This window comes from Pseudomonas sp. B111 (assembly GCF_026428275.1).
Taxonomy (GTDB): Bacteria; Pseudomonadota; Gammaproteobacteria; order Pseudomonadales; family Pseudomonadaceae; genus Pseudomonas; species Pseudomonas aeruginosa.
The window spans coordinates 3,369,899-3,381,782 of the sequence record NZ_CP097857.1 but is presented as its reverse complement, the minus strand read 5'-3'; the positions used below and the strand labels follow the sequence as shown (position 1 = coordinate 3,381,782).

Here is an 11,884-nt window from a genome sequence, read left to right as displayed (position 1 = left end):
AGGAAAAGTCCTATTAATTGCGCGGCTGCCGCTTTCTAGAATCGGTCCTGGTCAACCAGCACGTTTCCAGGAGGCCACAAGGATGCCTGCAATACCCCTGCGCGCCATGGTGCTGTGCGCCAACCCCGGCCGTCTGCTCAGGTACGGAGCGCTATTCAACCGCTGCGGCTACTTCCACCTGAGCCTGTGCCTGGACCGACGGGAGCTGCGGCGCTCCCTGGACCAGGGTTACCCGTACGACTATTTCCTCTACGACGGATTCCGCCTGGACCAGGGCTGCAAGGGCACGCTGGCGATGCTGGGACGCAGCGGCAGCATCCGGCGCTTCCTGCTGGTGGGCGAGCTCGATTGCCGCGAGAAGCGCCTGTTGTTCGAGTGGAGCAGAGGCCATGGCCTGAGCATCGGTGCGGTGTCCGACCGGCCTTTGGGCCAGGTCGCCCTGGCCGCGTTGATCAAGCGTGATCGCGGCTGCCCCGACCTCCTGCGCGGCATCGCCTGAGGCGGCTCCCGGGAAGATGCGGTAAGGTCGTTTTCCAACCTTCCATGGCGAGACAGCGCATGACCGTCCAGGCCGACATCCTCAAGGCGATCGAAGGCATCGAGCATGGCTTCCAGCAAGCCGGCCAGGCACTCTCCGAGCGGATATTCCATTGCCGGCAGGTGCATGGCGCCGAGATCGTCGACGCGCGCTCGCTGTCGGAATCGGGACGGCATGCCGCCGACGGCGTCTTCAGCGAAGGGCCGTTGGCGGTCGCGGTGGTCACCGCGGACTGCCTGCCGATTCTCATGAGCAGCCGCGACGGTCGAGTGGTGGCCGCCCTGCATGGCGGCTGGCAGGGGCTCGTCGCTGGTATCGTCGGCGCGGCGGTGGCGCGCTTCAATGCGCGCGGCGTCGCCAGCGCGGACATCCGGGTCGCCATCGGTCCCGGGATCAAAGCCTGCTGCTACGAGGTGAGTGCCGGGTTCATCGAGGCGTTGCAGGTCGGCCACGGCCGCCTCTGGGAGGGCGCGGCGCCGCCCTGGAGCCAGCGTCGTCCGCTCCCCGAGCGGCCGCCCCGGTTCGTTCCGCCCGAGCCAAGGCAGGCGGAGCAGGGCGCCTGGCTGGACCTGGTGGCCTTCTGTCGCCAGTTGTTCCAGGCCGCCGGCGTCGGGCCGGCGCAGATCGAAGCCAGCGCCGTCTGCACTTACTGTTCCGGCGATGCGTTCGCCAGTCATCGCCGACGCCAGCGCCTGGGCGAGGAGAAGCGCCAGCAGTACGCCTGGATCGCGCGCAAGCCGTGACCGCGTATCGGTATTGTCCGGAAATCCTGGATAGTCATGACGGTTGTCGGCTGTTTATCCGCCAATAGCCGGCTTCTAGACTTTTCTTGTCGATGCGTGGCTGTCGCCACGCTCATTCCAGGAGAGTCCCAGCATGCCTGACATCACCCAAGCCGCCATCGTCACCGGCGCCTCCCGCGGCATCGGTCGCGCCATTGCCCGGCGGCTGGCCGCCGACGGTTTCGCGGTCGCGGTCAACTATGCCGGCAACCAGGCCATGGCCGACGAGGTCGTGGCCGAAATCGTCGCCGCCGGCGGCGCGGCCATCGCCGTGCAGGGCGACGTGGCCAGCGCGGAGGACATGGACAAGCTGTTCGAAGCCACCAGGGGCGCCTTCGGCCGCATCGACGTGGTGGTCAACAGCGCCGGCACGATGCCCTACCTGAAGATCGCCGATGGCGACCTGGAGGGCTTCGACCGGGTGATCCGCACCAACCTGCGCGGCGCCTTCATCGTGCTCGGCCTGGCTGCCCGGCATGTCGAGCGCGGCGGACGGATCATCGCCCTGTCCACCAGCGTGATTGCCCGGGCGCTGCCCAGCTACGGTCCGTACATCGCGTCCAAGTCCGGGGTCGAGGGGCTGGTGCACGTGCTGGCCAACGAGTTGCGCGGCCAGGACATCAGGGTCAACGCGGTGGCGCCCGGCCCGGTGGCCACCGAGCTGTTCTTCAACGGCAAGAGCGCCGAACAGATCGACCAGATCGCCAGGCTGGCGCCGCTGGAGCGTCTCGGCGAACCGGACGAGATCGCCGCGGCGGTGTCCTTCCTCGCCGGGCCGGACGGGGCCTGGGTCAATTCCCAGGTGCTGCGGGTCAACGGCGGTTTCGCCTGAGCCGCTGTACCGGGACGACGCGTCGAAGGTTTCGGTTGCGCTATCTATCGGTTCCTTTCGCCGCTGTCGGCCCGTTGCGAGTCGGCGTCGCGTCTACGCCAATAGTCGTCCTCATCGGTCTGGCGTTCGCTCAGCCGTTTCCCGCTGCGTGCGTCGAACTCCAGGATCCAGAAGGTGGCAGGCTCCTTCTGGTCGTCGCGAAGGTAGCTTCGGTAGGTGAAGCGGTCCCTATCCTGAAGCAGGACCACGCGGTCGATGGTTGCTTCGTGATGGCGTACCTTGGCTTGCCGATTGATGCGGAACTCCGGAGTCAGCCGGTGCCGATCGATGATTGCATCCTTTTCCTCGTCGCCGAGGATGGCCGGGGCGGCCTGGACATGGCTGGCGATAAGCAGCAGGGCGGCGAGGAGGAGGGGCTTGGCGAGGGCATGGGCGGCCTGGGAAGTGGCAGGTGGACTGTGCTGGGACCGCTCTCGCGGATTCCGGTTCCGGCGCTTCGGTTTCGACGTGTGGCGGGTCCGCTCAGTCGCCGGGACCGCCGAGCAGCAGCATCTCGTTGCCATCCGCGGCGTCCGGCGCGAATCCCTCGGGACACTTGCCTTTCAGGTGCCAGGCGAAGGCGATGATCTCGGCGATGGTGCGATACAGCGCTTCCGGAATGGCGTCGCCGAGTTCCAGGCGGGCGAGCAGGCGGACCAGCTCGGCGTTCTCGTAGATCGGTACCTCGTAGTCGCGGGCGATGGCCAGGATCGCCTCGGCCAGTTCGGCGTCGCCCTTGGCGGAAAGGGTCGGCGCGGCCTGGCCGTCGTAGCTCAGGGCGATGGCCTGGCGCGGGGCGGGTGACTGCTTTCTGTTCATGCGGTTTCGTCTACCCAGCGTTGTTCGATGGTCGCTCGCGGGCCCTGGGGCGGGCGGCCGCGTTGGCAGGTGATCTCGCCAACGGTCAGGCCGGCGTCGCGCAGGCGTTGGCGCAGGTGGCCGAGTTCATGCTCGACCAGCCGCGCGGTCGCGTCGCGCTCGGCCCAAAGCTGGCTGGACAGGCTGCCGCGCAGCAGGGTCGCCTGGGCGTGCAGCGGTCCCAGCGGCTCCAGGTCGAAGGCCAGTTCGACGCGCCAGAGGCTTTCGCGGGCCTCTTCGCCGGTCTTGCGCTGTTCTTCCTGGAACTTCACCTGCAACGGCACCACCGAGTGCTGATGGCGCATGGGCACCTCCATCTGCCAGGTCGCCAGTTGGGTGCCATCCGGCAGGGTGCTGGTCTGCGCCAGGCTCGACAACTGATGGGTCTGCAGGCGGGAGATTGCCGCGGCGGCAAGGCGCAGCAGCGACTCCAGCTCCATGTCTTCGTCGAACAGCTGGAGAACCTTGCTCGGCAGGGGAAAGTTCAGTGCCTGGGTCTTGTTGGCGCTCTGTCCCAGGTTGCCCAGGGCGTTGCGGACAAAGGCCGGCAGCGCCTGGGCCAGGTTCGCCGTGTTGCCGGCGAACATGCCCGGCGCCTGGGCGCCGGTCGGCGGCAGCGGCGACAGCTGGGCGAACAGGCGCAACAGGTTGGCCTTCAGGTCCTGGCCGAGATGATCGGTGGCGCCCTGCATCAGGCGCGCCTCGAGGAACAGGCCGCTCTGCTGCAGGGCCTGGCCGAGCAGCTTGGAATCGCCCATCTTCTGCGCCTCCGGCAGGCCGGCGAAGAGGCGCTCCACGGCCTGGCGCAGGCTGTCCGGCAGGTCGTTGCGGCCGTTCAGCCCCTGCAGGGCGGCGAACAGGCCTTCCAGGGAAGCCTGGCGGGCGCTCTGCCCGGCCAGTTGCTGGCCCAGCGCAAGCTGGTCGAGGCGTCCGCTGAGCGGCAGGAAGTCGATCTGCTGGCTGTTTTTAACCAGCGCCGTGAGCAGGCTGCCGACCGGCAGCGCCTGGGGCGAGTCGAGGCTCAGCTTGCTGCCGGCGAGCGGCGTGTTGAGCAGGTTCAGCAGGACCCGGTAGACCACCTGCTGGGCCTTGTCCGCCGGCAGCGCGGTGCTGGACAGGACCTTGCCCTGGAGCAGGGTGCCGGGCGGCAGTTGCTCCAGGTCGAGGCTGCTCAGCGGGCCAGCGCCGGCCATGCTGTCGAGCAGGGTGGCAACCACGCTGGCGCTGCTGGTGGCGCTGACGTTGAGCAGGTTGCCCGGCACCAGCGGCCGGTTGCTCTGCACTTCCACCAGGCTCTGCCCGCTGTTCGCCAGGGTCAGCTTGAGCAGGACCTGGAAATTGTTCGCCAGGCCTTCCTTGACCGCCAGCACCTCGGCCTTGCCCGACTCGCCTTCGCCCAGCAGGCCGGCCAGGGTCTGCACCAGCTTCAGGGTCATCTCGGCGTCGGCCTGGGCGTTGCCCTGCGATTGCGCCGGCGGCAGCGGGCGCGGGGCGGAAACCGGGGGTAGTGATGGGGAAGCGCCTATCTCGGCTGGCATGGGTAACAACCTGTCTTAAACGACCCTGCGGAGGCTGGGGAAGGGCGTGTATAATGCCGCGCCTGTCAAACAGGCTGGCCGCGTCGTCACCAGTATAGCGGCCGTGTTTATCCCGACTTTAGGGTCTGTTCCGTGAAGGCCTCCGGCGCCGCGACGAGGAGAGACGCTTGGCGATGTTGTTCGATGTCCGATCCTGCTGAAGTCCCCACAGCCAGCCCCTTGCTGGAAACCGTCGGGCTCGCCTGCGAGCGCGACTGGCGCATGCTGTTCGAGCGCCTCGACCTGCGCCTGGCCGCCGGCGAGATGTTGCAGGTGGTGGGTCCCAACGGCAGCGGCAAGACCAGCCTGCTGCGTCTGCTGTCCGGACTGATGCAGCCGACCGCCGGGGAAGTCCGCCTGAACGGCCGGCCGCTCGCCGAACAGCGCGGCGAACTGGCCCGCAGCCTGCTGTGGATCGGCCACGCCGCGGGAATCAAGGGCCTGCTCAGCGCCGAGGAGAACCTCACCTGGCTCTGCGCGCTGCACCAGCCGGCCAGCCGCGAGACGATCTGGCAGGCCCTGGCCGACGTCGGCCTGCGTGGCTTCGAGGACGTTCCCTGCCACACCCTTTCCGCCGGCCAGCAACGCCGCGTGGCGCTGGCCCGCCTGTACCTGGACGCACCGCCCTTGTGGATCCTCGATGAACCCTTCACCGCCCTCGACAAACAGGGGGTGGCGCAACTGGAAGCGCACCTGGCCGGGCATTGCCAGCGCGGCGGGATGGTAGTGCTGACCACCCACCACAGCCTGCAGCAGGTGCCCGCCGGCTACCGCGAGCTGGACCTCGGTGCGCTCAAGGCGGCCAGCGGCGCGACGGTCGAGCCGGCGCTGGGCGATCCGGCATGAGCAACGTCTTCAGCCTGCTTCTGGCGCGCGAGGCGCGCCTGCTGTTCCGCCGACCGGCGGAGCTGGCCAACCCGCTGGTGTTCTTCGCCATCGTCATCGCCCTGTTCCCCCTGGCGGTCGGGCCGGAAAGCCAATTGCTACAAACCTTGTCGCCCGGCCTGGTCTGGGTGGCGGCGCTATTGGCCGTGCTGCTCTCGCTGGAAGGGCTGTTCCGCAGCGATTTCGAGGACGGTTCTCTGGAGCAGTGGGTCCTTTCGCCGCACCCCCTGGCTCTTCTGGTGCTGGCCAAGGTGCTGGCACACTGGCTGTTTTCCGGGCTGGCCCTGGTCCTGATGTCGCCGCTGTTCGCGCTGATGCTGGGCCTGCCGGCCCGTTGCATACCGGTGCTGCTGCTTTCCCTGTTGCTCGGTACGCCGGTGCTGAGCCTGCTCGGCGCCGTCGGCGCGGCCTTGACCGTGGGCCTCAAGCGCGGCGGCCTGTTGCTGGCGCTGCTGATCCTGCCGCTGTACATCCCGGTGCTGATTCTCGGTAGCGGGGCGCTGCAGGCTTCGTTGCAGGGACTGCCCAGCAGCGGACATTTATTGTGGCTGGCGAGCCTGACGGCGCTAGCATTGACACTCACGCCATTCGCCATCGCTGCCGGCCTGAAGATCAGCGTAGGCGAGTGAGTCCGCCCGCCGAAGGCATCGGCGGGCGTGCGGTACCGGGCGGCTGCGCCGCCCACGCTTGACCCGGGCTGGCAGCGGAAGGCCTGCCCGGTATTTCCAAAGAGCCCTGTAAACAGAGCCTGATGATGAATTGGACATGGTTTCACAAGCTTGGGTCGCCCAAGTGGTTCTACGAGATCAGCGGCCGCTGGCTGCCCTGGTTCGCCGTGGCGGCGGCGCTGCTGATCGTCACCGGCTGCGTCTGGGGGCTGGCCTTCGCGCCGCCGGACTACCAGCAGGGCAATAGCTTCCGCATCATCTATATCCATGTGCCGGCGGCCTTCCTCGCCCAGTCCTGCTACGTCATGCTGGCCGTGGCCGGTGCCGTCGGGCTGATCTGGAAGATGAAGATCGCCGACGTGGCGGTGCAGTGCGCCGCTCCCATCGGCGCCTGGATGACCTTCGTCGCGCTGCTTACCGGGGCCGTCTGGGGCAAGCCGACCTGGGGCGCCTGGTGGGTCTGGGACGCGCGCCTGACGGCGATGCTGATCCTGCTTTTCCTCTATTTCGGCATCATCGCCCTCGGCCAGGCGATCAGTAACCGCGACAGCGCGGCCAAGGCCTGTGCCGTACTGGCCATCGTCGGCGTGGTGAACATCCCGATCATCAAGTACTCGGTGGAGTGGTGGAACACCCTGCACCAGCCGGCCACCTTCACCATCACCGAGAAGCCGGCGATGCCGGTGGAGATGTGGTTGCCGTTGCTGATCATGGTCCTAGGCTTCTATTGCTTCTTCGCGGCCATGCTGCTGGTGCGCATGCGCCTGGAAGTGCTCAAGCGCGAGTCCCGCACCGCCTGGGCGAAAGCCGAGGTGAAGGCCCTGGTGGAGAAGGCACGATGAGCTTCGAATCGTTCGGCGACTTCCTCGCCATGGGCCATCACGGTCCCTACGTCTGGTCGGCCTACGGCATCAGCCTGCTGGTGCTGGCGATCAATGTCGCCGAGCCGCTGCTGGCCCGGCGCCGCTACCTGCAAGAAGAGGCGCGTCGTCTGCGCCGGGAGGCCCAGCAGTGAATCCGGTCCGCAAGAAACGTCTGATCATCGTCCTCGCCATCGTGGTGGGCGTCGGCGCCGCGGTGGGCCTGGCGCTGTCGGCCCTGCAACAGAACATCAACCTGTTCTACACCCCGACCCAGATCGCCAACGGCGAAGCGCCGACCGACACCCGCATCCGCGCCGGCGGCCTGGTGGAAAAGGGTTCTCTGCAACGCAGCGAGGATTCGCTGAACGTGCGCTTCGTGGTCACCGACGGCGCCAAGGAAGTGACCATCGCCTACCATGGCATCCTTCCCGACCTGTTCCGCGAGGGGCAGGGCATCGTCGCCCTCGGCAAGCTGGGCGGCGACGGCGTGCTGGTGGCCGATGAAGTGCTGGCCAAGCACGACGAGAACTACATGCCGCCGGAAGTCACCAAGGCGCTCAAGGACAGCGGCCAACTGAAGCACTACGAGAACGGCAAGGCCGCCGGCGAGACCTCGTACAACCAGGAGGGCAAGTAGATGATCCCCGAACTCGGCCACCTGGCCCTGATCCTCGCCCTTTGCCTGGCCCTGGTGCAGTCGAGCCTGCCGCTGGTCGGCGCCTGGCGCGGCGACCGCCAGTGGATGAGCCTGGCGCGCCCGGCGGCCTGGGGGCAGTTCGCCTTCCTCGCCTTCGCCTTCGGCTGCCTGACCTGGGCCTTCCTGCGCGACGACTTCTCGGTGGCCTACGTGGCCGGCAACTCCAACAGCGCGCTGCCCTGGTACTACAAGTTCAGCGCCGTCTGGGGCGCCCACGAAGGTTCGCTGCTGCTCTGGGCGCTGATCCTCGGTGGCTGGACCTTCGCCGTGTCGATCTTCTCCCGGCAACTGCCGGAGGTCATGCTGGCCCGCGTGCTGGCGGTGATGGGCATGATCAGCACCGGCTTCCTGCTGTTCCTGATCATCACCTCCAACCCGTTCAGCCGCCTGCTGCCGCAGACCCCGATGGACGGCAACGACCTCAACCCGCTGTTGCAGGACGTCGGCCTGATCGTCCACCCGCCGATGCTCTACATGGGTTACGTCGGATTCTCGGTGGCCTTCGCCTTCGCCATCGCCGCACTGCTCGGCGGCCGCCTGGACGCCGCCTGGGCGCGCTGGTCGCGGCCCTGGACCCTGGTGGCCTGGGCCTTCCTCGGTATCGGCATCGTGCTCGGCTCCTGGTGGGCCTACTACGAGCTGGGCTGGGGGGGCTGGTGGTTCTGGGATCCGGTGGAAAACGCCTCCTTCATGCCCTGGCTGGTCGGCACTGCACTGATCCACTCGCTGGCGGTGACCGAGAAGCGCGGCGTGTTCAAGAGCTGGACCGTGCTGCTGGCGATCGCCGCTTTCTCCCTGAGCCTGCTGGGCACCTTCCTGGTCCGCTCCGGCGTGCTCACCTCGGTGCACGCCTTCGCCTCCGACCCGGAGCGCGGGGTGTTCATCCTCGCCTTCCTGCTGCTGGTGGTCGGCGGCTCGCTGACCCTGTTCGCCCTGCGCGCGCCGGTGGTCAAGAGCCAGGTCGGCTTCGCCCTGTGGTCGCGCGAGACCCTGCTGCTGCTGAACAACCTGGTGCTGGTGGTGGCGGCCTCGATGATCCTCCTCGGGACTCTCTACCCGCTGCTGCTCGATGCCCTCAGCGGCGCCAAGCTGTCGGTCGGCCCGCCGTACTTCAACGCCATGTTCCTGCCGCTGATGGCGGCGCTGATGGCGGCCCTGGCGGTCGGCGTGCTGGTGCGCTGGAAGGACACCCCGAGCCGCTGGCTGCTCGGCATGCTGACCCCGGTGCTGGTGGCCAGCGCGGTCCTGGCGGCGGCCGGTTCGATGTACTTCGGCGATTTCAACTGGGCGGTGCTGGCGGTGTTCCTGCTGTCCGCCTGGGTGGTCCTGGCCGGTTTCCGCGACTTCCTCGACAAGACCCGGCACAAGGGCGTGCTGGCCGGCGCCCGCAGCCTGACCCGCAGCTACTGGGGCATGCAACTGGCGCACCTGGGCATCGCCGTGTGCGCCATCGGCATCGTCCTCAGCAGCCAGTACAGCGCCCAGCGTGACCTGCGCATGTCGCCCGGCGACACCGTCGAACTGGGCGGCTACCACTTCCTCTTCGACGGCGCGAAGCACCACGAAGGGCCGAACTACACCTCGGACAAGGGCAGCATCCACGTCAGCCGCGACGGCAAGGAGATCGCCACCCTGCATCCGGAGAAGCGCCTGTACACCGTGCAGAGTTCGATGATGACCGAGGCCGGGATCGATGCCGGCTTTACTCGCGACCTCTACGTGGCGCTCGGCGAGCCGCTGGAGAACGGTGCCTGGGCGGTGCGCGTGCACGTCAAGCCGTTCGTCCGCTGGATCTGGTTCGGTGGCCTGCTGATGGGCCTCGGCGGCGCCCTGGCGGCGCTCGACCGGCGCTACCGGGTGAAGGTGAAAACACGTGTGCGCGAGGCCCTGGGCCTCGCCGGTCAGGGAGCCTGAGTCTTGAAACGAGCGATTCTGCTGCTGCCGCTGGGGATCTTCCTGATCGTCGCGGTGTTCCTCTTCCGCGGCCTCTGGCTGGACCCCAGCGAGCTGCCCTCGGCGCTGATCGGCAAGCCGTTCCCGGCCTTCGACCTGCCCAGCGTGCAGGACCCGGCCCGGCGCCTGACCGAGGCCGACCTCAAGGGCAAGCCGGCGCTGGTCAACGTCTGGGGCACCTGGTGCCCGTCGTGCCGGGTCGAGCACCCGGAACTGACCCGACTGGCCGAGCAGGGCGTGGTGATCTACGGGATCAACTACAAGGACGACAACGCCGCCGCCATCAAGTGGCTGAACGAGCTGCACAATCCCTACCTGCTGAGCATCAGCGACGCCGACGGCACCCTGGGCCTGGACCTGGGCGTGTACGGTGCGCCGGAAACCTACCTGATCGACAAGCAGGGCATCATCCGCCACAAGATCGTCGGGGTGGTCGACCAGAAAGTCTGGCGCGAGCAACTGGCGCCGCTGTACCAGCAACTGCTGGACGAGCCGGAGGCCCGATGAAGCGTTTCCTCGCCACCGCGCTGCTCGGTCTCGCCCTCTGCGGCGTGGCCCGGGCCGCCATCGACACCTACGAGTTCGCCAGCGACGCCGAGCGCGAGCGCTTCCGCAACCTGACCCAGGAACTGCGCTGCCCGAAGTGCCAGAACCAGGACATCGCCGACTCCAACGCACCGATCGCCGCCGACCTGCGCAAGCAGATCTACGGCCAGTTGCAGCAGGGCAAGAGCGACGGCGAGATCGTCGACTACATGGTTGCCCGCTACGGTGACTTCGTTCGCTACAAGCCGCCGGTCAACGAGCGTACCTGGCTGCTCTGGTTCGGTCCGGGCGCCTTGCTGCTGTTCGGCGTGCTGGTGATCGGCGTGATCGTCCTGCGCCGCCGGCGCACCGCCGCCAAGGCGCAAACCACCCTGTCCGCCGAGGAGCAAGCGCGCCTCGCCAACCTGTTGAAGAACGACAAATGATCGATTTCTGGCTCGCTGCCGGCCTGCTGCTGCTGGCGGCCCTGGCATTCCTGCTGCTTCCGCTGCTGCGTGGCCGTCGCGCCCAGGCCGAGGAAGACCGTACCGCCCTGAACGTCGCGCTTTATCAGGAGCGGATCGCCGAGCTGGCCGGCCAGCAGGCCGCCGGCACGCTGACCGCCGAGCAACTGGAGAATGGCCGCGCCGAGGCTGCCCGCGAACTGCTCGCCGACACCGAGGGCAGCGGCGAGGAGCGTAGCTCGCGCCTGGGCCGGGCGATCCCGCTGGTCGCGGCGCTGCTGGTGCCGTTGGTCGCGCTCGGCCTGTACCTGCATTGGGGCGCCAGCGACAAGGTCGAGCTGGCCCGCGAATTCGCCCAGGCACCGCACTCCATGGAAGAGATGACCGCGCGCCTGGAGCGCGCGGTACAGGCCCAGCCGGATTCCGCCCAGGGCTGGTACTTCCTCGGTCGCACCTACATGACCCAGGAACGCGGCGCCGATGCGGCGCGGGCCTTCGAACGCGCCGCCGAACTCAGCGGGCGGCAGCCGGAAGTGCTCGGCCAGTGGGCGCAGGCACTGTATTTCTCCGGTGGCAAGAAAATGACCGCGCAGATCAAGGCCCTGGCCGACGAGGCGCTGAAGGGCGACCCGGCCGAAGTGACCACCCTTGGCCTGCTCGGCATCGCCGCCTTCGAAGAGCAGCGCTACGCCGACGCCATCGGCTTCTGGGAGCGCCTGGTGTCGGTGTTGCCGAACGAGGACCCGGCGCGCTCGGCGATCCAGGGCGGCATCCAGCGTGCCCGCGAGCGCATGACCGAGGCCGGGCAGACCCCGCCGGCGCCGGCCGCGCCCGCTGCCGCCGGGGTGACCCTGACGGTGAAGGTGGATATCAGCGACGCGGTGAAGGGCCAGGTCAAGGCCGACGACAGCGTGTTCGTCTTCGCCCGCGCCGTCGGCGGCCCGCCGATGCCGTTGGCAGTGAAGCGCCTGACCGTCGCCGACCTGCCGGCCGAGGTCAGCCTGAGCGATGCCGACGCCATGATGCCGCAGCTCAAGCTCAGCGGATTCCCGCAGGTCGAGCTGGTCGCGCGGGTATCCCGCGCCGGCAACGCCATCTCCGGCGAATGGATCGGACGCGGCAAACCGTTGTCTACCGCCCAGTCGTCGGCGCAAGCGCTGACCATCGACGGCCCGGACCAGCACCAGGCGGCCCGGCCATAAC

The 11,884-nt window shown here is 68.1% G+C and carries 15 protein-coding genes; 12 read left to right on the top strand and 3 right to left on the bottom strand.

The window, feature by feature from the left end; translation table 11 throughout:
• Positions 1 to 82 precede the first annotated feature (82 nt).
• The 3 genes from M6E97_RS15655 (at position 83) to M6E97_RS15645 (ending at position 2,152) form a co-directional block, all read left to right on the top strand.
• Positions 83 to 499 carry a hypothetical protein gene (locus tag M6E97_RS15655; protein WP_003087127.1) on the top strand — a complete coding sequence of 139 codons (417 nt, stop codon included), beginning with the start codon at positions 83 to 85 and terminating at the stop codon, positions 497 to 499.
• Between the two features lie 59 nt (positions 500 to 558).
• Positions 559 to 1,281, top strand: a complete 723-nt coding sequence (locus M6E97_RS15650; protein ID WP_003133181.1) for a polyphenol oxidase family protein — start codon at positions 559 to 561, stop codon at positions 1,279 to 1,281.
• A gap of 133 nt (positions 1,282 to 1,414) precedes the next feature.
• Entirely contained in the window at positions 1,415 to 2,152 is a 738-nt protein-coding gene (locus tag M6E97_RS15645) for an SDR family oxidoreductase (RefSeq protein ID WP_003087132.1), read from the top strand.
• A gap of 44 nt (positions 2,153 to 2,196) precedes the next feature.
• Here the strand turns inward: M6E97_RS15645 and M6E97_RS15640 are convergent, their stop codons facing one another.
• The 3 genes from M6E97_RS15640 to M6E97_RS15630 are packed head-to-tail and all read right to left on the bottom strand — an operon-like array spanning position 2,197 to position 4,485.
• A complete protein-coding gene (locus tag M6E97_RS15640) occupies positions 2,197 to 2,715 on the bottom strand; it encodes a hypothetical protein (protein ID WP_224429331.1) in 519 nt (172 codons plus the stop codon).
• Entirely contained in the window at positions 2,675 to 3,010 is a 336-nt protein-coding gene (locus M6E97_RS15635; RefSeq protein WP_009314781.1) for an EscU/YscU/HrcU family type III secretion system export apparatus switch protein, read from the bottom strand. Before M6E97_RS15635 ends, M6E97_RS15640 begins: the two co-directional genes overlap by 41 nt.
• The gene (locus tag M6E97_RS15630) at positions 3,007 to 4,485 is read right to left on the bottom strand and encodes a flagellar hook-length control protein FliK (protein ID WP_015503193.1); all 1,479 of its coding nucleotides are present in this window, start codon (positions 4,483 to 4,485) and stop codon (positions 3,007 to 3,009) included. Before M6E97_RS15630 ends, M6E97_RS15635 begins: the two co-directional genes overlap by 4 nt.
• Before the next feature lie 285 nt (positions 4,486 to 4,770).
• Here M6E97_RS15630 and ccmA point away from each other — a divergent pair, with 285 nt between their 5' ends.
• The 9 genes from ccmA (at position 4,771) to ccmI (ending at position 11,883) form a co-directional block, all read left to right on the top strand.
• Entirely contained in the window at positions 4,771 to 5,472 is a 702-nt protein-coding gene (gene ccmA / locus M6E97_RS15625; RefSeq protein ID WP_033939389.1) for a cytochrome c biogenesis heme-transporting ATPase CcmA, read from the top strand.
• The gene (gene ccmB / locus M6E97_RS15620) at positions 5,469 to 6,140 is read left to right on the top strand and encodes a heme exporter protein CcmB (protein ID WP_003083130.1); all 672 of its coding nucleotides are present in this window, start codon (positions 5,469 to 5,471) and stop codon (positions 6,138 to 6,140) included. Before ccmA ends, ccmB begins: the two co-directional genes overlap by 4 nt.
• A 122-nt stretch (positions 6,141 to 6,262) precedes the next feature.
• On the top strand, positions 6,263 to 7,021 hold the full coding sequence (locus tag M6E97_RS15615; RefSeq protein ID WP_003083135.1) for a heme ABC transporter permease: 759 nt from the start codon (positions 6,263 to 6,265) through the stop codon (positions 7,019 to 7,021).
• Positions 7,018 to 7,194, top strand: coding sequence for a heme exporter protein CcmD (gene ccmD / locus M6E97_RS15610; RefSeq protein WP_003083136.1), 177 nt, complete (start codon positions 7,018 to 7,020; stop codon positions 7,192 to 7,194). The genes M6E97_RS15615 and ccmD overlap by 4 nt, the downstream gene beginning before the upstream one ends.
• The gene (ccmE, locus tag M6E97_RS15605; protein ID WP_003083137.1) at positions 7,191 to 7,679 is read left to right on the top strand and encodes a cytochrome c maturation protein CcmE; all 489 of its coding nucleotides are present in this window, start codon (positions 7,191 to 7,193) and stop codon (positions 7,677 to 7,679) included. The genes ccmD and ccmE overlap by 4 nt, the downstream gene beginning before the upstream one ends.
• Positions 7,680 to 9,653, top strand: coding sequence for a heme lyase CcmF/NrfE family subunit (locus tag M6E97_RS15600; RefSeq protein ID WP_003107324.1), 1,974 nt, complete (start codon positions 7,680 to 7,682; stop codon positions 9,651 to 9,653).
• 3 nt (positions 9,654 to 9,656) lie between these two features.
• On the top strand, positions 9,657 to 10,199 hold the full coding sequence (gene dsbE / locus M6E97_RS15595; protein ID WP_003083138.1) for a thiol:disulfide interchange protein DsbE: 543 nt from the start codon (positions 9,657 to 9,659) through the stop codon (positions 10,197 to 10,199).
• Positions 10,196 to 10,663, top strand: coding sequence for a cytochrome c maturation protein CcmH (ccmH, locus tag M6E97_RS15590; RefSeq protein ID WP_003133169.1), 468 nt, complete (start codon positions 10,196 to 10,198; stop codon positions 10,661 to 10,663). The genes dsbE and ccmH overlap by 4 nt, the downstream gene beginning before the upstream one ends.
• Positions 10,660 to 11,883, top strand: coding sequence for a c-type cytochrome biogenesis protein CcmI (gene ccmI / locus M6E97_RS15585; protein ID WP_033939391.1), 1,224 nt, complete (start codon positions 10,660 to 10,662; stop codon positions 11,881 to 11,883). The genes ccmH and ccmI overlap by 4 nt, the downstream gene beginning before the upstream one ends.
• Position 11,884: the final 1 nt, after the last annotated feature.

What these genes read in the sequence shown, in the direction of transcription:
- M6E97_RS15655 (WP_003087127.1), top strand. Translation starts at nt 83, where the DNA reads ATGCCTGCAATACCCCTGCGCGCCATGGTGCTGTGCGCCAACCCCGGC.
- M6E97_RS15650 (WP_003133181.1), top strand. Translation starts at nt 559, where the DNA reads ATGACCGTCCAGGCCGACATCCTCAAGGCGATCGAAGGCATCGAGCAT.
- M6E97_RS15645 (WP_003087132.1), top strand. Translation starts at nt 1,415, where the DNA reads ATGCCTGACATCACCCAAGCCGCCATCGTCACCGGCGCCTCCCGCGGC.
- M6E97_RS15640 (WP_224429331.1), bottom strand. Translation starts at nt 2,715, where the DNA reads ATGGCAACGAGATGCTGCTGCTCGGCGGTCCCGGCGACTGAGCGGACC.
- M6E97_RS15635 (WP_009314781.1), bottom strand. Translation starts at nt 3,010, where the DNA reads ATGAACAGAAAGCAGTCACCCGCCCCGCGCCAGGCCATCGCCCTGAGC.
- M6E97_RS15630 (WP_015503193.1), bottom strand. Translation starts at nt 4,485, where the DNA reads ATGACCCTGAAGCTGGTGCAGACCCTGGCCGGCCTGCTGGGCGAAGGC.
- ccmA (WP_033939389.1), top strand. Translation starts at nt 4,771, where the DNA reads ATGTCCGATCCTGCTGAAGTCCCCACAGCCAGCCCCTTGCTGGAAACC.
- ccmB (WP_003083130.1), top strand. Translation starts at nt 5,469, where the DNA reads ATGAGCAACGTCTTCAGCCTGCTTCTGGCGCGCGAGGCGCGCCTGCTG.
- M6E97_RS15615 (WP_003083135.1), top strand. Translation starts at nt 6,263, where the DNA reads ATGATGAATTGGACATGGTTTCACAAGCTTGGGTCGCCCAAGTGGTTC.
- ccmD (WP_003083136.1), top strand. Translation starts at nt 7,018, where the DNA reads ATGAGCTTCGAATCGTTCGGCGACTTCCTCGCCATGGGCCATCACGGT.
- M6E97_RS15600 (WP_003107324.1), top strand. Translation starts at nt 7,680, where the DNA reads ATGATCCCCGAACTCGGCCACCTGGCCCTGATCCTCGCCCTTTGCCTG.
- ccmH (WP_003133169.1), top strand. Translation starts at nt 10,196, where the DNA reads ATGAAGCGTTTCCTCGCCACCGCGCTGCTCGGTCTCGCCCTCTGCGGC.
- ccmI (WP_033939391.1), top strand. Translation starts at nt 10,660, where the DNA reads ATGATCGATTTCTGGCTCGCTGCCGGCCTGCTGCTGCTGGCGGCCCTG.